Genomic DNA, 22,027 nt, shown 5'->3' on the forward strand with positions numbered 1-22,027 from the left:
GCGCCTCTGGCTGTGCAAATCAATTTTCATCTAGCAGTTTACCATAAAAAACACGGATAGATGAATAAGAACGGTGACCAAATGCCGTTCAAACAATTGAACGGCATTATGGAAAATTGTGTGGCTTATTTTTTATTGCTATCAAGCTCTTGGACTTCAGATGTCACAAACTGTTTTTCAGGCCTAACAAACGTTATAAAACGGAATAATAATGCCATAAAGATCCCGACTATCGTCGCCAGTGCCATACCTTTGAGTTCAGCTTGACCAATATGAATAACGGCTCCGCTGACACCAATAATTAAAATCACTGAGGTTAAAATCAAATTTTGAGGCTTGTTATAATCGACTTTTGAATCAATCAACACACGAATACCTGATGCACCAATCACCCCGTACAATAAGAGTGAAACTCCTCCCATCACAGGAACTGGCACTAATTGAATAGCTGCTGCTAATTTACCAACACAAGATAATAAAATAGCAATAATTGCGGCGCCACCAATTACCCAAGTGCTGTATACCTTGGTAATTGCCATAACCCCAATGTTTTCACCATAAGTCGTATTTGGTGTCGAGCCAAAGAAACCGGAAATTACCGTAGAAAACCCATTTGCAAACATTGAACGATGTAAACCTGGTGATTTCATTAAATCACGTTCAACAATATTCGCTGTCACCACTAAATGCCCCACGTGTTCAGCAATAACGACTAGCGCGGCAGGTAAAATGGTTAAAATAGCAAACCATTCAAAACGCGGTGTATAAAACGTTGGGATAGCAAACCACGGCGCTTCAATAACGGGGGTAAAGTCCACAATGCCCATAAAATAGGACAATGCATAACCCGCTAAAAAGCCAATCAAAATTGGAATGATAGATAAAAACCCACGGAAAACGACAGCGCAGAGAATAGTGACTGATAACGTGGTCAGAGAAATAATTAACGTGTTCGAATCGACCGCAGCCCCATCTTTAGGCAATAGCCCAGCCATACCTGCAGCCGTTTGAGCCAATTCTAAACCAATTACGGCTACGATTGCCCCCATGGCTGCTGGGGGGAACATGACGTTTATCCACCCTCTTCCTGCAACTTTAACAATCAGTGCAACAATACAGAATAGTACGCCACAGATAATAAAGCCGCCAAGCGCCAGTTCATAACCTAATGGTAATAAAATCAGCACTGGGGAAATAAATGCAAAACTTGAACCTAAATAAGCAGGTATTTGCCCTTTACAAATAAACAGATACAGCAGCGTTCCGATCCCATTAAACAGCAAAATTGTAGCGGGGTTTACACCAAACAGAATCGGTACGATAACGGTTGCGCCAAACATAGCAAATAGGTGTTGAAGGCTCAGTGGTATAGTTTGTAATAATGGGGGTCTTTCTTCAACACTGATGGTGCGACGTGTCATGTGGCTTTATCCTCTTTTAGCGAAATGGCTAATCACTGAATAAGCAGTGAGTCTCTACAATTAATCAAAAAAAAGCCGACTTCTCAGTCGGCTTATCATTATTTAGTACCAAATATCTTGTCGCCCGCATCACCGAGACCCGGAACGATATATCCCTCTTCATTTAAATACTCATCAATTGAAGCGGTATATAATTCAACATCTGGATGCGCAGCTTCCAACGCTTTTAAACCTTCAGGCGCTGCAACAAGAACTAAGATTTTAATCGAGGTACAACCCGCATTTTTTAATAAATCAATGGTAGCAATCATTGAGCCACCCGTCGCTAACATTGGGTCGACCACTAATGCCATACGTTCTTCAATGTTAGAGGCGAGTTTTTGGAAATAAGGGACAGGCTGCAGTGTTTCTTCATCACGATAAACACCCACCACACTGATACGTGCACTTGGAATGCTATCTAATACACCGTTCATCATACCAATACCCGCACGAAGAATTGGTACTACAGTGATTTTCTTACCTTTAATTTGTTCTATTTCTACAGGACCACACCAACCATCGATAGTCACTTTTTCAGTTTCAAGGTCAGCAGTTGCTTCATAAGTCAGTAGGCTACCAACCTCTGAGGCCAGTTCACGAAAGCGCTTTGTGCTTATATCATGATCTCGCATCAGGCCGAGTTTATGTTTAACGAGAGGGTGTTTTACCTCAACGATCTTCATGGGTTTCTCCTACTATTTAAGACGGCGGCGGACAAAAAAATCGCCGGATTATACCTCTTTTAGCTTTGGTTGCCACTAGATAACGCTTGATTTTGGTCAAAACAACAACGATTAACATCATTTTTTTTAAATTATACCTCATCTCAGTTAAGTTGAAATTGGCTAAACCGCAAATTTGATTTAAATAAATACATTGATTATTTTGCTGTACAACTTCTATAACGTTCTCCATTCTTTGATTGTACGTACCCAAAAATTTCCAACACAAAGCTATCGCAAACGTTTGCCTAGCCTGTTAGAATAATGTCAATGATGTTATTTTTCTCAAAAATGTAATTGCCTTGGGGGCCGTAGTGACTGATAAAACCTCTCTCAGCTATAAAGATGCCGGTGTTGATATTGATGCGGGTAACGCCTTGGTTGAACGTATTAAAGGTGTCGTAAAAGAAACCCGCCGCCCAGAAGTCATGGGAGGTCTTGGGGGATTCGGTGCATTATGTTCCCTACCACAGAAATACCGTGAGCCCGTTTTAGTTTCAGGCACTGACGGTGTCGGTACCAAATTACGCTTAGCAATGGATTTAAAACGTCATGACTCCATTGGAATTGACCTCGTGGCTATGTGCGTCAATGACTTGATTGTTCAAGGCGCAGAGCCCCTGTTCTTCCTTGATTATTACGCGACCGGTAAACTGGATGTCGATACCGCTGCGAGTGTGATTACGGGTATCGCAGAAGGTTGTAAACAATCAGGTTGTGCGTTAGTGGGTGGTGAAACCGCCGAAATGCCGGGAATGTACCATGGCGAAGACTACGATGTAGCTGGTTTCTGTGTGGGAGTTGTTGAGCGCTCAGAAATCATCGATGGTAGCAAAGTGAGTGCCGGAGATGCCTTAATTGCTTTAGCCTCTAGTGGCCCGCATTCAAATGGTTACTCGCTGGTTCGCAAGATCCTCGAAGTCAGTCAAACCAATCCAGAAGAAACTCAATTAGATGGGAAATCTTTAGCTGACCACTTATTAGAACCAACACGCATTTACGTTAAAAATGTATTAGAGCTGATCGCAAACAGCGATATCCATGCAATTGCCCACATTACTGGCGGTGGTTTCTGGGAAAATATCCCTCGCGTACTGCCAGACAACACACAAGCCATTATTGACGGTAGCAGTTGGCAATGGCCTGCTGCCTTTAACTGGCTACAGCAAGCTGGTGATGTGAGCACTCATGAAATGTACCGTACCTTCAACTGTGGTGTGGGAATTATTATTGCTCTGCCACAGCAGGAAGTTGAAAATGCACTTGCTCTGTTGAACAAGCTTGGTGAAAACGCATGGCAAATCGGTACAATTGGCGCATTACCCGCGGGTGAAGAGCAGGTTGTGATCCGCTAATGAAAAAAATTGTTGTCCTCATTTCTGGCAGCGGTAGTAATTTGCAATCATTAATTGATAGCTGCCGCACTGGGGCAATTGGCGCTCACATTGTTGCTGTCATTAGCAACCAAGCCAATGCTTATGGGCTTGTTCGGGCACAACAGGCTGGAATACCAGCCTGTTTTTTAGATGCCAAACAGTATACTGACCGCCAAGCATATGATGCTGCATTACTCGCACAAGTCGACCAATATCAGCCTGATTTAGTCGTATTAGCGGGTTTTATGCGTATCTTATCAGCCCAATTCGTCAACCACTTTGCTGGTAAATTACTCAACATCCACCCTTCTTTGTTACCGAAATACCCCGGTTTACACACGCATCGTAAGGCGCTGGAAAATGGGGATAAAGAACATGGCACATCCGTTCATTTCGTTACCGAAGAACTGGATGGTGGACCCGTTATTTTGCAAGCCAAAGTGCCTATCTTTGAACAAGATACCGAAGACGATATTATCGAGCGGGTAAAAACCCAAGAACATATGATTTACCCATTAGTCGTTGAGTGGTTCATTAGTGGCCGATTAGCAATGCAAAATGGTAAGGCTATGTTAGATAACAAAATTTTACCGCAACAAGGTTATGCTAACGAATAATATTCGTGATGACCAAAACTTCATTTCAAGGGTGGGTAACCACCCTTTTTCTTCGCATTCACATAAAAACACGACCGCAAGCTATTACATAAAAAACATTAGCGTTAGGTAAAGTGAACTATTTTTCAACAAGGTGATAATCTCTCTGTGCTGTGTCATTATTTTATCGCAAATAAATGTTATCCTTATAGTCGAAGAACAAAACCATTTTCCTAACTAAATAGAGGTATTTTTATGACGACCGGGCAAGTTCATCCGTTTAGGTTGCGCCCACTTGAACGTGAAGATTTAGCATTCATTCACCAGCTTGATAACAATGCCAGTGTTATGCGCTATTGGTTTGAAGAACCTTACGAAGCTTTTGTTGAATTAAGCGATCTTTACGATAAACATATTCATGACCAGTCTGAACGCCGCTTTATCGTTGAAAATGACAGTGAGAAAGTTGGCCTAGTTGAGTTAGTCGAAATTGATTATATTCACCGACGCTCTGAGTTTCAGATTATCATTGCTCCGAGCCATCAAGGGCATGGCTATGCGAGTCGTGCTGCAAAATTAGCAATGGACTACGCGTTTTCCGTACTAAACTTATATAAACTTTATCTTATTGTTGATAAAGAAAATGTTAAAGCTATCCATATTTATAATAAACTAGGCTTCCATACTGAAGGCGAATTGATTGACGAATTTTTTGTCAATGGTCGTTATCACACCGCTATCCGTATGTGTATTTTTCAGCAGCAATATTTTACGATGAAGCAACAATTTGCCAATCCTGAAAGTGTTATTACCCAAGATAAAGCAATTAAACAACACATTTAGCTAACTGACTGGTATCATAGCCATAAAGTAACAAGAGTCTAATACGGAGTTAGAATGTCCCAAGAACGTCTCTATCATGAAAAAGAGTTAAGCTGGCTGTCTTTTAACGAGCGTGTTTTACAAGAAGCAGCCGACAAGCGTAACCCTCTTATTGAGCGAATGCGTTTTTTGGGAATTTATTCCAATAATCTAGACGAGTTTTATAAAGTCCGCTTCGCCGATGTTAAACGCCGTATTTTAATTAATGAAGAACGCGGTTCGGCAAGCGGTGCTCGCCACTTATTAAAGAGAATTCAGTCAAGAGTTGCTAAACAAGAACAAGAATTCGACATTCTCTACAATGACTTACTATTAGAAATGGCGCGCAATCAAATTTTCTTGATTAACGAACGTCAAATTTCGCCTCGCCAACAGATATGGTTACGTCAGTATTTCCGCCAGAATCTGCGGCAGCATATTACGCCAATATTAATTAATCCTGATACCAATCTCGTTGAATTTCTAAAAGATGACTACACTTATCTTGCAGTTGAAATCATCAATGGCAATCAGATTCAATATGCACTATTGGAAATTCCATCCGATAAAGTCCCGCGGTTTGTTAACCTGCCTCCAGAAATGCCAAAGCGTCGCAAGTCAATGATCCTAATTGATAATATCCTTCGCTATACGCTCGATGAAATTTTCAAAGGTTTTTTTGATTACGATAAGCTCAATGCCTATTCGATGAAAATGACGCGTGATGCAGAGTACGACATCGCAACAGAGATGGAATCGAGCTTGCTCGAAATAATGTCATCTACATTAAAACAACGTTTAACCGCAGAACCCGTCCGTTTTGTCTATCAGCGTGATATGCCTGACGAAATGGTTGCTCTTTTACGTGAAAAACTGGGGCTATCCAACGATGACTCCGTGATTGCCGGTGGTCGCTACCATAATTTTAAAGACTTTATTAATTTCCCTAATGAAGGAAATAAAAACCTATTAAACAAGCCATTACCAAGGCTACGTCACCGCTGGTTTGATAACTTCCGTAACGGTTTCGATGCCATTCGCGAACGCGATGTACTGTTATATTATCCCTACTATACCTTTGAACATACTTTAGAATTATTGCGCCAAGCGTCTTTTGACCCGAATGTATTATCGATAAAAATTAATATTTACCGTGTTGCAAAAGACTCACGCATTATCGATTCTGTCATTCATGCCGCCCATAATGGAAAAAAAGTCACGGTGGTCGTTGAGTTACAAGCACGATTTGATGAGGCCGCTAATATTCATTGGGCAAAACGATTAACTGAAGCGGGCGTACATGTTATTTTCTCCGCACCAGGGCTGAAAATTCATGCAAAATTATTTATTATCTCACGCATGGAAGAAGGCCAAATAGTGCGTTATGCCCATATTGGTACGGGCAATTTTAACGAAAAAACCGCTCGGCTTTATACCGATTACTCCCTACTCACTGCAAATGAGCTGATCACCAACGAAGTTCGGCGGGTCTTTAGTTTTATTGAAAATCCTTATCGTCCAGTGACTTTTGATAATTTAATGGTGTCACCACAAAATACACGTATTCGTTTGATGGCCTTAATTGACCAAGAAATCGAAAATGCGCTCGCTGAACGGCCCAGTGGCATTACATTAAAAATTAACAACTTAGTCGACAAAGAATTGACTGACAAACTGTACGATGCCTCCAACGCAGGTGTCAAAATTCGTTTGTTAGTCAGAGGGATGTGCTCTTTAGTCGCCGGCCAAGTCGGCTACAGTGAAAATATTCAGGTAACCAGTATTGTTGACCGCTTCCTTGAACATGACCGTGTTTATGTTTTCACCAATGCGGGTGACGAAAAAGTCTTTATTTCTTCTGCTGACTGGATGACCCGCAACATTGATTACCGCATTGAAGTCGCCGTTAGCTTAGTCGACCCGCATTTAAAACAACGGGTATTGGATATTTTAGAGCTGCAATTTAGTGATACTGTTAAAGCACGTTATGTTGACAAAGATTTAAGTAATCATTATGTTCCCCGCGGAAATAAACGTAAAATCCAGGCCCAGCTTGCTGTGTATGATTATTTAAAATCAATCGAAACACCGGATACAAGAGCTTAAAAATATGCCAATAACCAACGCCTCAACGCCGAGACCACAAGAAATTGCGGCTATAGATTTAGGTTCAAACAGTTTTCATATGGTCATAGCTCGCATCGTTAACGGTGCATTGCAAGTTCTTACTCGTTTAAAAAAACGTGTTCATCTAGCTGATGGCCTAAGCGATACCAATGAATTAAGTGAAGAAGCCATGGAACGTGGGCTTGCCTGCCTCGCGTTGTTTGCCGAGCGGTTACAAGGCTTCTCTCCTGAAAACGTGTGCATTGTTGGCACTCACTCATTACGTGTAGCAACGAATGTAAAACTGTTTTTGCAGCGCGCGAAAGAAATCATGCCTTACCCTATTGAAATCATTTCAGGCCAAGAAGAGGCACGGTTGATTTTTATGGGTGTTGAGCACACTCAACCCGAAAAAGGCCGTAAATTAGTACTCGATATCGGTGGTGGTTCAACAGAGTTAGTTATTGGTGAAAAATTTGAGCCGCTTTTGATTGAAAGCCGCCGTATGGGCTGTGTTAGCTTTGCCCGTACTTACTTTCCAAATGAAGAAATTACCCCTGAATTTTTTAATCGAGCCTACCTAGGGGCTTGCTTAAAATTAGAAAGCACCGCGATTTTATTTAAGAAACAAACTTGGGACGTTGCGATGGGCGCCTCGGGCACCATCAAAGCTGCCCATAGCGTGATACAAGAATTAGGCTATAAAGACGGTATTATTACACGAGAACGTCTTATTGAAATCAAGCAAATGGTGTTGAAATATAAGTCATTTAGCGCCCTGAATATATTAGGCCTATCGAATGAACGTAAACAGGTATTTGTTCCCGGCTTAGCGATTTTACTTGCTGTATTTGACTCATTAGAAATTAAAGAGTTACGTTTATCTGACGGTGCATTGCGTGAAGGTGTTTTATATGAAATGGAAGGCCGCTTCCGCCACCAAGATATCCGCCAGCGTACTGCTTTAAGCCTTGCTGAGCATTATAATATCGATAGAGAGCAAGCTAAACGCGTATTGAAAACCATGGAAGAGCTCTATTTCCAGTGGGGGCAACAAAACCCTAAACAACTTAACCCACAGCTGGAATCCATTTTAATATGGGCTGTTATGCTCCATGAAGTTGGGTTAAGTATTAATCATAGTGGTATGCACCGCCATTCTGCTTATATTTTGCAAAATACCAACTTACCGGGTTTTAACCAAGAACAGCAGCTATTACTGGCAACGTTAGTACGTAATCATCGTAGGGCTATTAAGTATGAGGATATCCCTAAATTTAATTTATTTAAAAGAAAACAATTTATGCCGCTTATTCAAATTTTGCGGCTAGCCATTTTGTTAAATAACCAACGCCAATCTACCACAATCCCCTCTTCGTTACGGATAGAAACGGATGATGGGCACTGGACTCTCTATTTACCATCTGAATACCTCGTGCAAAATGCATTGATGATATTGGATTTAGAAAAGGAAAGTGGCTATTGGGAAGATGTCCCCGGTTGGTCGTTAACGATTTGTGCAGAGAATGAGTGATTTGCGGCCATTATTGTAGTGATTTATGCTTATTATTCATCACTGGTGGCTTTAAAGTCACCGCTTATTTGACTCAACTATTTGATATATTATTTAAATAGGCGACAATAATGATAATAAATTTCGTCCGCTCGCAGACGAATTCATAAAAAGCGCTTTTGCGCTGCTATTGCTTTAAGGATTAAAATGTCACAACCTGCTTTTTCAATCGATGCGGTGCCAACAGTCAACCCGCACTCTCAAAAGCTGGCACATATTCGCCAGCAAATCCTGACGCTATTTTTAGATGACGAAGAGTTCGTCCATGCGCTTGTTGAAAATGATCAACACGTCAGTATTGATGACAAAGCAATTAGTGAAAAAATTAGTCTTGTAAAAGAATTGCTGCTTGATTTACATACTGCGGATATCGCCGATATCTTAGAAATGCTTCCTTATGATGAGCGTCTCGCGTTATGGCGTCTTGTTGATAATAACGAACGTGGTGAAGTCTTAGTTGAGGCCTCCGTGTCTGTTTGGGATAGCCTCATTAAGGATATGTCTGACAGGGAATTGCTTCGCGCCGTTGCTAGCTTGCATGTTGACGAACAAGCTTATATTGCTGAGCATTTACCTCGTGACACCATGCGCCGGCTCCTCACCTATTTAGAGCCTAGCCTACGTAGCCGCATTCGCGAAGTTTTACAATATGCGAAAGATAGCGTCGGGCAAATGATGGATTTTGAATTCGTCACCGTACGCCCAAATGTGACGCTGAAAACGGTTCAACGTTATTTACGCCAACGAGGCAAGATCCCAGAAGCCACCGATAAAATTTTCGTTGTCGATAACAATAATTATCTGCAAGGTGAATTGCCACTAACCACTATTTTGACGCAATCCCCTGAAAAAATAGTGGCCGATGTCATGAAAACTGACACTGTGACCTTCTTGCCCGATGAAAAAGGCGAAGATGCCGCTAGTGCGTTCGAACGTTATGACTTAATTTCTGCTGCTGTTGTTGATAATAGCGGCCTACTGATGGGCCGCCTGACGGTTGAAGATATCGTTGATAACATCAGTGAAGAAAACGATAACAGTATTCGTCGTATGGGGGGGTTAAGCCCTGAAGAAGACGTTTTCGCCCCGGTTGGCCAAGCCGTTAAAACCCGTTGGACATGGTTAGCCATTAACCTATGTACCGCTTTTGTCGCTTCTCGTGTTATTGGCGTCTTTGAAGATACCATTTCCCAATTAGTCGCGTTAGCCACATTAATGCCAATTGTGGCAGGAATTGGGGGAAATACGGGAAACCAAACCATCACCATGATTGTGCGCGCCATTGCCTTGCACCAGATACAAAATAATAGTTTCTCTTTCTTAATGTTAAGGGAGCTTGGCGTCGCCTTTATTAATGGCGTTGTTTGGGGCGGAATTATGGGTGTCGTTACCTATTTCCTATATGGCGATATCGCTATGGGCGCTGTCATGACATTAGCGATGATCTTGAACCTACTAATGGCAGCGATTATGGGGGTGCTTATTCCACTCATTATGCTGAAAATGGGCAAAGACCCTGCTATCGGCTCTAGCGTGATGATCACCGCTATAACAGACACTGGCGGGTTCTTTATTTTCCTTGGCTTAGCCACACTATTCCTCGTTTAAATTTACTTTGCACGCGTCCTGTTTCTTGGTGGGCGCGTGCAATTTACAAAACACTCCCTGTACTAACAAAATCCCGTTAAAAACCCAAAGTTTCGCAAGTAGGCTTGTTATTTATCTATTAATTAAATGCTTTTATAGTTATTTAGTTCATCGAGATGAATAAAGTTAATTATAACAAAAAATAGTTAGGTAATATTTGTTTACTATATTTCAGTAAGAATTTATTAAATTAAATATAATTAACACTGTAACTGACTAATTTAAATATACGATATTCTGCAAAATTCATATTATTAACATCATATAAGGTTATTTATCATCGCACCAAATCAATAATCCAGACAAACAAAACTAATTGGAATGTTATTCTTGTTTTTAGGGTTGAGGTTTACAGAATATAGAATTTCCTGCTATAAATATACACATGCAAAAAAGATACTGTGTATTAAACTAAGTTATACCCATCCAACGTTTTATACCTCTTATCTGCACCAATAAAAATGATTAGCTCATTATTATGAGCCAATGCTTATTATTTTGAATTTATGCAATTTAGTATTTCAGGTAGTTAGAAGGAAACTATAATGACACCGCAAACAGCCAGCCAGCCCTCTGCGAGGCCTTTGGGCAAAGAAGACTATAAAACATTAGGCTTATCCTCTTTAGGGGGTACTCTTGAGTTTTACGACTTCGTTATCTTTGTTTTTTACGCAAAAATTATTTCCCAACTATTTTTTCCAGGGGATAACGAATTTCTCGCGCTAATGGCAACACTGGGTCTATTTGCAGCAGGTTATCTTGCTCGCCCTCTTGGTGGCATTATTATGGCTCACTTTGGGGATAAAATTGGCCGCAAGAAAATGTTTACCTTAAGTATTTTCTTAATGGCATTCCCAACATTTGTCATTGGTTTTCTGCCAACGTTTGAAACCATTGGCGCTGCTGCCCCATTATTGCTGCTGTTAATGCGTATTATGCAAGGTGCCGCGATTGGTGGTGAAATGCCAGGAGCATGGGTATTTATCGCAGAGCATACACCAAAGCAACGCTATGGCTTAGGTGTTGGTACACTGACTTCTGGGATCACTGGCGGTATTTTATTAGGCTCTATCGTCGCTATTATTATTGAACGCTCTTATACCACAACTGAAATTCATGATTTCGCATGGCGCATTCCATTTATTCTTGGTGGTATTTTCGGGTTTATTTCTGTGTATTTACGCCGTTTTTTACAAGAAACCCCGATATTCAAAGAATTGGCAGCGAAAAAGGCCTTGTCACAAGAATTACCCGTCAAAACTGTGATTAAATCTCATAAGCAAGCCTGTATGATCACGGCGGCACTGACGTGGTCATTATCAACTGCTATCGTTGTCACTATTTTGATGACGCCAGATGTGGTGTTAAAAGGGATCTATAACATAGACCGAAATATTGCATTGCAAGCCAACTGTGCCGCAACATTAACCTTAACATTAGGCTGTATCTTCTGGGGTTGGTTAGGTGATAAAACAGGAACACGTACCTCAATGACTTTATCGTGGGGTGGGTTAGCCGTAACGGCAATTTACTTCTATTCGTCATTATCCAGTGATATTGCGGCGAATACGTTAATTTTTAATTACGGCTTAATGGGCTTCTTTGTTGGCGCGATTGCAACAACTCCTATTATCAGTACACGCGCATTCCCACCTGAAATTCGCTATTCTGGCCTGTCATTCGCTTACAATGTGGCTTATGCAATTTTTGGTGGTTTAACACCAATATTAACCGGTGCTTGGTTACAGCAGTCTCACATGGCACCTGCCTATTATGTTGCTGGTGTCTCATTGTTAGCGGTTGCTGTGGCCTTTATTCCACTATCTTGGAAGGGTTGGACTGAAAATTCTGAGTCCTCAAACGAAAAATCTGCGGTTCTAAACGCTTCTAGTCTATAAAATCTCTTGCACCCTATTTATTAGGGTGCAACTCTCATTGAGAAAAGTTAATTTCCCCCACGCCCGCCTTTACACACACAGCAGTATACAAGTACAGAAATTGACACTTATTCATATTTCCTCCATTTTTCTTTGTACCTATCACGTTAAACTACTAATATGTCTAACTGACTCTTTTTTGTTAGTTTTTTAGTATACAGCCTGACGGATCTCATCCACTTTTTTGAGTTAAGCGAATTACCCAAAATGAATAAACAAAAACAACGTAAACCTTTTATTCGCTCTGCCATTTTTATTGCCATTATTGCGGCAGCTGGCGCTTCTTGGTATTTTTATCATCAAGAAAAACAACTAGATACACAACCTACTGACACCGTAGCAAAACCGAATTCACAGCGAAGTGCAATGGGCCGCCCACCACGTGTTTTAGCGCCTGTGCAATTTGCCGTCGCAGAACAAAAAGTCGTTCCACGCTTTTTATCAGGTTTAGGGACAGTCCAAGCCGCAAATGTTGTCACCGTAACCAGCCGTGTTGAAGGCCAGTTAATGCAGCTGTATTTTACCGAAGGGCAATACGTTAATAAGGGAGATTTATTGGCACAAATTGACCCTCGCCCATTTGAAGTTCAGCTATCACAAGCTGAGGGGCAATTGGCAAAAGACAAAGCAACATTAGCAAATGCACAATTAGATTTAGTTCGTTATCAAAAGCTTGCTGGCACTAAAGTGATTTCGCAACAAGAGTTAGATAACCAAAAAGCGGCAGTATTACAGGCGCAAGGCAGTATTAAAGTCGACCAAGGGGCTGTTGATAATGCCAAACTGCAATTAACCTACAGTAAAATTACTGCGCCTATCTCAGGACGCGTGGGATTAAAACAAGTGGATGTTGGAAACTTTATCTCTTCCGGAACCTCAACCCCTCTTGTCGTCATCACGCAAACTCAACCCGCAGATGTCCTTTTTGCTTTACCTGAAGGCGATATTCCCGCGATCCAGCAGGCACAATCCTCTGGTGAGAAAGTATTGATTGAAGCTTGGGACAGAAACAATATCGCGCTAATCGCAAGCGGTGAGCTACTCAGTACTGATAACCAAATTGATGCTGCGACCGGCACTCTTAAAATAAAAGCCCGCTTTACCAATGAAGAAGAAAAGCTTTTTCCTAATCAATTCGTTAACGTAAAAATGCAAGTTGAAACGCTGCAGAATGCCGTGGTCATTCCAACCGCTGCACTGCAAATGGGCAATGAAGGCCATTATGTTTGGATATTGAGTGATGATAATAAAGTCAGCAAACACAATGTAACCGTGGGTATGCAAGATAGCCAACAAGTGGTTATTGAAAGTGGGCTCGCGGCAAATACCAAAGTTATCACGGATGGTGTTGATAAACTCACCGATGGCACAACGGTCGAAGTCGTTACCCCTGAAGGCATCGCTAAAAAAGAGCCCCGCAAAGGTAAACCTAATAGCGCGGAGAAAGCGTGATGCGGCCTGAAATGTTAAAAGGCGGTGGGCCTTCTCGTTTATTTATTTTGCGCCCTGTAGCAACCACATTATTCATGGTGGCTATATTACTCGCAGGGATCGTCGGTTATCGCTTCTTACCTGTTTCAGCCCTGCCCGAAGTCGATTACCCAACGATTCAAGTTGTTACCCTTTATCCAGGCGCTAGCCCTGATGTGATGACCTCGGCAGTGACGGCACCACTGGAAACCCAGTTCGGCCAAATGTCGGGGCTTAAACAGATGTCATCGCAAAGTTCAGGCGGGGCATCCGTTATCACGCTGATGTTCCAACTAACCTTGCCTCTAGAGGTTGCCGAACAAGAAGTTCAAGCAGCAATTAATTCCGCCAGTAGCTTACTACCTTCGGATTTACCCTATCCTCCAATTTATAATAAGGTAAACCCCGCAGATCCACCTGTACTCACCTTAGCGGTCACCTCTGATGCAATGCCGTTAACGCAAGTACAGGATATTATTGAAACGCGAATTGCTCAGAAAATATCCCAAGTGAATGGGGTGGGCTTAGTCACCTTAGCTGGCGGCCAGCGCCCTGCTGTTCGTGTGAATATCAACCCACAAGCCATGGCTGCTAAAGGACTGGATAGCGAAACAATTCGCCTTGCCATTAATAATGCGAACGTCAACTCCGCAAAAGGGAGTTTCGATGGCCCTACACGTGCGGTAACGCTGTCTGCTAACGACCAAATGAAGTCACTTGATGACTATCGTCAACTTATTGTGGCCTTCCAAAATGGTGCACCTGTGCGTTTAGGCGATATTGCAACCATTGCACAAGGTGCTGAAAATGCCTATTTAGGCGCATGGGCGAATAATGAGCAAGCGATTGTGATCAATGTTCAGCGACAGCCCGGCGCTAACGTGATTGAAACCACAGATACCATTCGTACGCTATTGCCCGAATTGATTGAAAGCTTACCTAAATCGGTTAATGTCGAAATTTTAACCGATAGAACCAGTACCATTCGTGCATCTGTTAATGATGTCCAATTTGAATTAATGTTAGCCATCGCCCTCGTTGTGATGGTGATTTACTTGTTTTTACGCAATGGAATTGCCACCTTAATACCGGGTATTGCCGTACCGCTGTCACTTGTTGGCACCTTTGCAGTGATGTATTTTTGTGGTTTTTCTGTCAATAACCTCACCCTAATGGCTTTAACCATCGCTACCGGTTTTGTGGTCGATGATGCGATAGTGGTGATTGAAAATATTTCTCGCTATTTAGAGCAAGGCGATAAGCCGCTAGTCGCCGCACTCAAAGGGGCTGGTGAAATCGGATTTACCATTATTTCCCTCACCTTTTCTTTGGTTGCAGTGTTAATCCCGCTGTTATTTATGGGGGATATTGTCGGCCGGTTATTCCGCGAGTTTGCCATTACCCTAGCCGTGGCTATTTTGATCTCTGCTGTCGTCTCTTTGACGCTAACGCCAATGATGTGCGCGCGTTTATTAAAACCGGAGTCACAACATAAGCATAACCGTTTTGAACTAGCGTGTGAGCGCTTCTTTGACCGTATGGTTGCTGGATACGCAATTTGGTTAAAGCGTATTCTTAATCACCAATGGTTAACGCTTTCTGTGGCGTTAGGCACCATGGTGCTGACTGTTTTACTGTATCTGTGGATCCCAAAAGGGTTTTTCCCCTTGCAAGACAGTGGAATTATTCAGGGCTCAATTGAAAGCCGCCAATCTATTTCATTTGCGGCAATGGCGCAAAAGCAGCAAGAAGTCGCGTCAAAATTATTGGCAGACCCTGCGGTCGACAATGTCACCACCTATGTGGGTGTTGATGGCAGCAACCCGACATTAAACAATGCTCGTCTCCAAATTACATTAAAACCTCTTGATGAGCGTGAAGACAGAGTGGTAGCGATTATTGATCGTCTCCAGAAATCCGTGGATAACATTGCTGGAGTGAATCTCTATCTGCAACCCATGCAAGATCTCACCATCGATACACAAGTCGCTCGCACACAGTATCAATTTACTTTACAGGCTGGTTCATTAGAAGAATTAACCACTTGGGTTCCTCAGTTATTGGATGTGCTCAAACAGCAACCTGAACTCACCGATGTCAGTAGTGATTGGCAAAATAAAGGGTTAGTTGCCTATGTGAATGTTAACCGTGATACAGCAAGCCGTTTTGGTATCACGATGTCGGCTATTGATAACGCCTTATATAATGCGTTTGGCCAACGAATGATTTCGACTATCTATACGCAGTCAAATCAATATCGTGTGATATTAGAACATGACACACAAACTCGTGATGGTATGGATGCGTTGAATGATATCCGTCTAAAAGGGACTGATGGTGCCATTGTACCGCTGAGTACTTTAGTGAATATTCAAGAAGGTAATGGGCCATTAGCCATTAATCACCTCGATCAATTTCCCGCGGTAACCTTTTCGTTTAATGTGGCGGATGGCGCTTCTCTAGAGTCAGCTGTCAATGCAGTGAAATTAGCCGAATCACAAATTGCGATGCCGAAATCTATTACAACGCAATTCCAAGGGGCGACTTTAGCCTTTGAGGCTGCACTGAGCAGCACGATTTGGTTAATTGCCGCTGCTATTGTAGCGATGTATATCGTATTGGGTATTTTATATGAGAGCTTTATCCACCCAATTACCATTTTATCTACCCTACCAACAGCCGGGGTTGGTGCATTACTTGCTTTAATGATGGCAGGGAAAGACCTTGATGTCATCGCGGTCATCGGTATCATCTTACTAATTGGTATTGTGAAAAAGAATGCCATTATGATGATTGACTTTGCCCTTGCCGCGGAACGTGAACAAGGAATGTCCCCTTATGATGCCATCTATCAAGCTTGCTTACTGCGTTTTCGCCCAATTCTAATGACCACCATGGCGGCCTTGCTGGGTGCCTTACCATTGATGCTGAGTACTGGGGTAGGTGCAGAATTACGTCAACCATTAGGGATTTGTATGGTTGGTGGCTTAATTATGAGCCAAATCCTCACTTTATTTACCACACCGGTTATTTACTTATTGTTCGACCGTCTTTCTCATTACTTTAAAGACCGTCGCCAAGCGAAGAAGGCACAGGTGTCATAATGAAGCGCTTCTTTGCTCTGTTTATTAGCCGCCCGGTTGCAACGACACTTATCAGCGTTGCGATTACTTTGTGTGGTGCCCTGAGCTTTCTGTTTTTACCCGTTTCTCCGTTGCCTCAAGTGGACTACCCTGTGATTAACGTGACAGCGTCACTTCCAGGGGCATCACCCGAAACGATGGCGTCCTCCGTTGCGACGCCACTTGAACGCTCTTTAGGCAGTATTGCTGGGATCAGCGAAATGACCTCAAGCAGTGCGCTTGGGCGAACCACCATTACCCTTGAGTTCAATCTCGACAAAGACATTAATAACGCTGCACGGGAAGTTCAAGCCGCAATTAATGCCGCACAGAACCTGCTACCCAGCGGTATGCCAAGCCGTCCACGTTATTACAAATCAAACCCGTCTGATGCGCCAATTATGATTTTGACCATGACCTCAGACACCCTAAATACTGGCGAAATTTATGATATTGCTTCGACGCGTTTAGCCCAACGAATAGCCCAAATTGAAGGGGTTAGTGAAGTTTCTGTGGGGGGAGGCTCACTCCCTGCCGTGCGTGTTGAACTCAACCCAACTGCCCTATTTAACCAAGGGGTTTCCCTTGATGCCGTGCGCTCAGCCATCAGCAGTGCTAACGTTCGCCAACCGCAAGGCTATATCAATGATGACGAAAAACGTTATCAGGTACAGACCAATGATGAATTAAAAAAAGCCGCAGATTATCGGCCTATTATTGTTCATTATAGCCAAGGCAATGCCGTTAAACTCAGTGATGTCGCCAATGTTAAAGATTCCATTGAAAACGTACGTGCGGCAGGTATGGCAGACGGTAAACCGGCTATTTTGATTGTCATTCGTCGTGAAGCGGGTGCCAATATCATTGAAACGGTTAACCGTATTCGTGATGAATTACCTGAATTCAATGACATGATCCCCGCCGCCATCGAGTTAAAAGTGGCACAAGATAGAACACCGACCATCCGCGCGTCTTTAGCAGAAGTTGAGCGCGCCCTACTGATTGCCGTTGCCTTGGTGATCCTCGTGGTGCTGCTATTCTTACGTTCAGGTCGCGCTACTTTGATCCCTGCCGTTGCCGTCCCCGTCTCATTGATTGGGACTTTTACGGCCATGTATTTATGTGGCTTTAGTTTAAATAACTTGTCATTAATGGCACTAACGGTTGCGACTGGCTTTGTGGTCGATGATGCGATTGTGGTATTAGAAAATATCTCACGTCATATCGAAAATGGCACAAAACCGTTTATTGCCGCGGTTAAAGGTGTGCATGAAGTCGGCTTTACCGTCGTTTCCATGAGCATTTCCTTAGTAGCAGTTTTTATTCCCCTATTGCTAATGGATGGGCTGGTCGGCCGCTTATTTCGCGAATTTGCCATTACCCTTGCAACCGCTATCGGTATTTCATTGGTGATTTCGCTAACGCTCACCCCCATGATGTGTGCTTATTTACTGAAGAAACGCCCTCGCAACATCAAAGCCAAGCATCGCGGATTTGGACGTGTATTACTGCGTTTGCAAGAAAGTTATGGTGTCGCTTTAAATTGGGTGCTAGGACATCGCCGGAGTGTTCTCGCAGTGCTATTTGCCACAATCGGCTTAAATGTTTACCTGTATATCACCGTTCCGAAAACTTTCTTTCCTGAACAAGATACTGGCCGAGTGCTGGGCTTTGTGCGCGCAGACCAAAGCATTTCATTCCAGTCAATGAAAGAAAAAATGACCCGTTTTATGCAGCAAGTTAAAGCCGACCCAGCGACGGATAATGTCACCGGTTTTACTGGCGGTAGCCGGGTCAACAGCGGTTTTATGTATATCTCATTAAAACCACTGGGTGAACGTACTGAAAGTTCAGCTGAAGTCATCAATCGGTTACGCATGAAATTAGCCAATGAGCCTGGGGCTAACCTGTTTATGATGCCAGTACAAGATATTCGTGTGGGAGGCCGACAAGCCAATGCCAGTTACCAGTTTACCTTGCTTGCAGATGAACTTTCTGCATTGCGTGACTGGGAACCCGCCATTCGTAAAGCACTCGGTGAATTGCCACAGCTGACAGATGTGAACTCGGATAAGGAAGACAAAGGCGCGGAAATGGCGATCACCTACGATAGGGACTTAATGGCCCAGCTAGGTATCGATGTCCGTGAAGCTAACAGTTTGCTTAACAACGCATTTGGCCAACGCCAAGTTTCCACTATTTATGAGGCGATGAACCAATATAAAGTCGTGATGGAAGTTGCTCCTGAATATACGCAAGATGTCAGTGCTCTCGACAAAATGTTTGTCATCAACAAAGATGGCGACGCTATCCCACTGTCTTATTTTGCACGTTGGCAACCCGCAAATGCACCGCTAAGTGTGAATCACCAAGGGCTATCAGCTTCATCCACTATCGCGTTTAATGTCGCGGACGGCTATACCTTAAATGATGCCATTGTCGAAATTGAAAAAACCATGACTGCACTTGGCGTGCCATCGACGGTAAGAGGGTCTTTTGCAGGAACGGCACAAATATTCCAAGAAACCTTGCAGTCACAATTATTTTTAATTTTAGCCGCCATTGTGACCGTTTATTTGGTACTGGGTATATTATATGAAAGTTATATTCACCCACTGACTATTTTATCAACCCTACCCTCTGCAGGTGTCGGGGCATTATTAGCTCTTGAATTATTCGATACGCCATTTAGTTTAATCGCCTTAATAGGCATCATGCTATTAATTGGGATCGTCAAGAAGAATGCGATTATTATGGTCGACTTCGCCATTCAAGCACAAAGAACCGCAGGTTTAACGGCCCGAGAAGCCATTTTCCGTGCCAGTTTATTACGTTTTCGCCCTATATTAATGACAACACTCGCCGCTATTTTTGGTGCATTACCGTTAATGTTGGGTAGTGGTGATGGCGCAGAATTGCGTCAACCTCTCGGGATCACCATTGTCGGTGGCTTAATAATGAGCCAATTGCTGACCTTATTTACTACCCCTGTGGTGTATTTAAGTTTTGATAGCTTGAGACAACGTTGGCAGCGCAAGAAATCAGTAACGCAGCAAATTGCGGAGGATACCCATGAAGCTTAGGTTGAATAGCGTGAGTACTCGGCTCTTTCTGGCTATTTTTGCGACATGCTTGCTGCTCGTGGTGATTATGCACCAAGGCGTACGCATGAGTTTTCAGCACGGTTTTATTGATTATATTAAAGAAAATGATCAACAACGTGTTGAGCTGGTTTCTTCTGCCCTTGCGGAACAATATGAAGAAATGGGCAATTGGGCTTTTTTGATTGGTAATGAGCGCATTTTCTTTCGCATTTTGCGCTCTGTAGAACATCAACAACATCGCGGCCCGATGCGCCAACGCTGGCGAACCATTTTCTGGGTTTATGATACACAAGACCGACTCATTTTCGGGCAAGACACGCCCTTACCGAGTAAAGTTCTCCGTGAACCTATTGTGACTAGCAATGGCGATACCGTCGGCTGGCTTGTTGCCAGTTATGAAACAGGAATTAGCAGCGCCCTTGACCGCCGTTTTGATACCAAGCAAATGTATACCAGTTGGATCATCGCTGGGCTGTCTTTGTTTGTGGCTCTGATTGCCACATTGTTCCTTGCCCGTAGCTTTTTAAAACCGATTAAGCGGTTACTCGAGGGCACTAACCGGCTCGCCAATGGTGATTTTGCCACACGGGTTCCTGAATCCGGCCGCGATGAGCTAGGGCAACTGGCTAAAGATTTTAACCATCTTGCCTCGACCCTCGAAAAAAATGAACAAATGCGTCGTGATTATATGGCGGATATTTCCCATGAACTCCGCACACCGTTGTCAGTTCTGCGAGGCGAATTAGAAGCAGTGCAAGATGGTGTCCGTCAAGCCACTCCCGAAACAATCAATTCCCTACTCAATGAAACCCAAACTTTAATTAAGCTAGTTAATGACCTCCACCAGCTCTCATTATCGGATAGAGGCTCATTGGTTTATCGCATGCAACTTACCGATATTATTCCTTTAATTGAAATGGCAATAGGGCAAGCTCGCTGGCGGTTAGAAGACCAACAGCTTTCAGTTGAACGGCAATTTATTGCAGAAGGCTACGTGTTTGCCGACCCAGATCGCATCACTCAGTTGTTCTATAATTTAATGGAAAACAGCTTACGCTATACAGATCCACAAGGTAAAATTGCCATCCAAGTCACACAAGACCAACACCAGCTCTGTATAATTTGGCAAGATAGCGCCCCGGGGCTTACAGCTGAGCAATGCCAACATTTATTTGAGCGTTTTTATCGCGCTGAAGGCTCACGTAATCGCGCCAGTGGTGGTTCCGGTTTAGGGCTGGCCATTTGCTATAATATTGTTGAGGCTCACCATGGTACAATTTCTGCAGCACCGTCATCATTAGGAGGTGTCAAAATTACCATCAATTTACCGATTCAATTAAAAGATAAAGGGTTATGATCATGGCTGAACAGAGCAATACCCCTATTTTGGTTGTGGAGGATGAACCCAAACTAGGCCAACTGCTGTTTGATTACTTACAAGCTGCAAACTACCAACCCGCATTAATTGCGCGTGGTGACGAAGTCATTGACTATGTGAAAGAACACCAACCTGCGCTCATTTTATTAGATTTAATGTTACCGGGCCTGGACGGCATTTCAGTATGTCGTGAATTGCGAAAATTCAGTGATGTTCCCATTATTATGGTGACGGCAAAAACTGAAGAGATTGATCGTTTATTAGGGTTAGAAATCGGCGCTGACGACTATATTTGTAAACCTTTTAGCCCACGAGAAGTTGTGGCTCGTGTCAAAACGATTTTACGTCGTTGCCAACCAAACATAACGACTAGCAATAACCAAACCAAACTTATTATTGATGAGAATGCCTTTCAAGTACGCTACGGCTCTCAGTTACTTGAACTCACACCCGCTGAGTTTCGGTTGCTCAAATTTATGTCTGATAATGCAGGTATGGTATTTTCTCGCGACCAGTTACTGGATATCTTGTATGACGACCACCGCGTGGTAACGGACCGCACAATTGATAGCCACGTCAAAAATTTACGCCGTAAATTAGAGTCCCTCGATAACGAAAAAACTTTTATTCGTTCAATCTATGGCCTTGGCTACCGTTGGGATGAATGTTAAG

13 protein-coding genes and 1 pseudogene are annotated in these 22,027 nt (G+C 43.0%); 12 read left to right on the forward strand and 2 right to left on the reverse strand.

Annotation, left to right across the window (positions count from 1 at the left end; all coding sequences use genetic code 11):
* Positions 1 to 125 precede the first annotated feature (125 nt).
* Together uraA and upp are read right to left on the reverse strand one after the other, a co-directional pair.
* Positions 126 to 1,421 (reverse strand): uracil permease, encoded by a 1,296-nt coding sequence (gene uraA, locus PSF09_RS08175; RefSeq protein ID WP_272664749.1) that lies wholly within the window; start codon positions 1,419 to 1,421, stop codon positions 126 to 128.
* Between the two features lie 98 nt (positions 1,422 to 1,519).
* Positions 1,520 to 2,146: a uracil phosphoribosyltransferase gene (upp, locus tag PSF09_RS08180; RefSeq protein ID WP_004253541.1), complete on the reverse strand. Its 627-nt coding sequence runs from the start codon at positions 2,144 to 2,146 to the stop codon at positions 1,520 to 1,522.
* A 353-nt stretch (positions 2,147 to 2,499) separates the two neighbouring features.
* On the opposite strand from upp, the gene purM reads away from it, so the two are divergent.
* The 12 genes and pseudogenes from purM (at position 2,500) to baeR (ending at position 22,026) form a co-directional block, all read left to right on the forward strand.
* A complete protein-coding gene (purM, locus tag PSF09_RS08185) occupies positions 2,500 to 3,540 on the forward strand; it encodes a phosphoribosylformylglycinamidine cyclo-ligase (RefSeq protein WP_272683738.1) in 1,041 nt (346 codons plus the stop codon).
* Positions 3,540 to 4,178, forward strand: coding sequence for a phosphoribosylglycinamide formyltransferase (purN, locus tag PSF09_RS08190; RefSeq protein ID WP_272683739.1), 639 nt, complete (start codon positions 3,540 to 3,542; stop codon positions 4,176 to 4,178). Before purM ends, purN begins: the two co-directional genes overlap by 1 nt.
* A 234-nt stretch (positions 4,179 to 4,412) precedes the next feature.
* Positions 4,413 to 5,000, forward strand: a complete 588-nt coding sequence (gene speG / locus PSF09_RS08195; RefSeq protein ID WP_272664746.1) for a spermidine N1-acetyltransferase — start codon at positions 4,413 to 4,415, stop codon at positions 4,998 to 5,000.
* A gap of 54 nt (positions 5,001 to 5,054) precedes the next feature.
* Positions 5,055 to 7,124 (forward strand): polyphosphate kinase 1, encoded by a 2,070-nt coding sequence (ppk1, locus tag PSF09_RS08200; protein ID WP_210836319.1) that lies wholly within the window; start codon positions 5,055 to 5,057, stop codon positions 7,122 to 7,124.
* Between the two features lie 4 nt (positions 7,125 to 7,128).
* The gene (locus PSF09_RS08205; RefSeq protein ID WP_272683740.1) at positions 7,129 to 8,658 is read left to right on the forward strand and encodes an exopolyphosphatase; all 1,530 of its coding nucleotides are present in this window, start codon (positions 7,129 to 7,131) and stop codon (positions 8,656 to 8,658) included.
* A gap of 360 nt (positions 8,659 to 9,018) precedes the next feature.
* Positions 9,019 to 10,305, forward strand: a pseudogene (mgtE, locus tag PSF09_RS08210) (magnesium transporter); the annotation flags it as partial.
* A gap of 584 nt (positions 10,306 to 10,889) precedes the next feature.
* Positions 10,890 to 12,242 carry an MFS transporter gene (locus PSF09_RS08215; RefSeq protein WP_272683742.1) on the forward strand — a complete coding sequence of 451 codons (1,353 nt, stop codon included), beginning with the start codon at positions 10,890 to 10,892 and terminating at the stop codon, positions 12,240 to 12,242.
* 246 nt (positions 12,243 to 12,488) lie between these two features.
* A complete protein-coding gene (locus PSF09_RS08220) occupies positions 12,489 to 13,733 on the forward strand; it encodes an MdtA/MuxA family multidrug efflux RND transporter periplasmic adaptor subunit (RefSeq protein ID WP_272683743.1) in 1,245 nt (414 codons plus the stop codon).
* The gene (locus PSF09_RS08225) at positions 13,733 to 16,855 is read left to right on the forward strand and encodes an MdtB/MuxB family multidrug efflux RND transporter permease subunit (protein WP_272683744.1); all 3,123 of its coding nucleotides are present in this window, start codon (positions 13,733 to 13,735) and stop codon (positions 16,853 to 16,855) included. Before PSF09_RS08220 ends, PSF09_RS08225 begins: the two co-directional genes overlap by 1 nt.
* A complete protein-coding gene (gene mdtC / locus PSF09_RS08230; RefSeq protein WP_272683745.1) occupies positions 16,855 to 19,956 on the forward strand; it encodes a multidrug efflux RND transporter permease subunit MdtC in 3,102 nt (1,033 codons plus the stop codon). The genes PSF09_RS08225 and mdtC overlap by 1 nt, the downstream gene beginning before the upstream one ends.
* Positions 19,946 to 21,334: a two-component system sensor histidine kinase BaeS gene (gene baeS, locus PSF09_RS08235; protein WP_272683746.1), complete on the forward strand. Its 1,389-nt coding sequence runs from the start codon at positions 19,946 to 19,948 to the stop codon at positions 21,332 to 21,334. The genes mdtC and baeS overlap by 11 nt, the downstream gene beginning before the upstream one ends.
* Positions 21,331 to 22,026: a two-component system response regulator BaeR gene (gene baeR / locus PSF09_RS08240; protein WP_272683747.1), complete on the forward strand. Its 696-nt coding sequence runs from the start codon at positions 21,331 to 21,333 to the stop codon at positions 22,024 to 22,026. Before baeS ends, baeR begins: the two co-directional genes overlap by 4 nt.
* The last annotated feature ends 1 nt before the right edge of the window (position 22,027 follow it).

This window comes from Providencia sp. PROV141 (genome assembly GCF_028481645.1).
Taxonomy (GTDB): domain Bacteria; phylum Pseudomonadota; class Gammaproteobacteria; order Enterobacterales; family Enterobacteriaceae; genus Providencia; species Providencia rettgeri.

What these genes read in the sequence shown, in the direction of transcription:
- uraA (WP_272664749.1), bottom strand. Translation starts at nt 1,421, where the DNA reads ATGACACGTCGCACCATCAGTGTTGAAGAAAGACCCCCATTATTACAA.
- upp (WP_004253541.1), bottom strand. Translation starts at nt 2,146, where the DNA reads ATGAAGATCGTTGAGGTAAAACACCCTCTCGTTAAACATAAACTCGGC.
- purN (WP_272683739.1), top strand. Translation starts at nt 3,540, where the DNA reads ATGAAAAAAATTGTTGTCCTCATTTCTGGCAGCGGTAGTAATTTGCAA.
- speG (WP_272664746.1), top strand. Translation starts at nt 4,413, where the DNA reads ATGACGACCGGGCAAGTTCATCCGTTTAGGTTGCGCCCACTTGAACGT.
- ppk1 (WP_210836319.1), top strand. Translation starts at nt 5,055, where the DNA reads ATGTCCCAAGAACGTCTCTATCATGAAAAAGAGTTAAGCTGGCTGTCT.
- PSF09_RS08205 (WP_272683740.1), top strand. Translation starts at nt 7,129, where the DNA reads ATGCCAATAACCAACGCCTCAACGCCGAGACCACAAGAAATTGCGGCT.
- PSF09_RS08215 (WP_272683742.1), top strand. Translation starts at nt 10,890, where the DNA reads ATGACACCGCAAACAGCCAGCCAGCCCTCTGCGAGGCCTTTGGGCAAA.
- PSF09_RS08220 (WP_272683743.1), top strand. Translation starts at nt 12,489, where the DNA reads ATGAATAAACAAAAACAACGTAAACCTTTTATTCGCTCTGCCATTTTT.
- PSF09_RS08225 (WP_272683744.1), top strand. Translation starts at nt 13,733, where the DNA reads ATGCGGCCTGAAATGTTAAAAGGCGGTGGGCCTTCTCGTTTATTTATT.
- mdtC (WP_272683745.1), top strand. Translation starts at nt 16,855, where the DNA reads ATGAAGCGCTTCTTTGCTCTGTTTATTAGCCGCCCGGTTGCAACGACA.
- baeS (WP_272683746.1), top strand. Translation starts at nt 19,946, where the DNA reads ATGAAGCTTAGGTTGAATAGCGTGAGTACTCGGCTCTTTCTGGCTATT.
- baeR (WP_272683747.1), top strand. Translation starts at nt 21,331, where the DNA reads ATGATCATGGCTGAACAGAGCAATACCCCTATTTTGGTTGTGGAGGAT.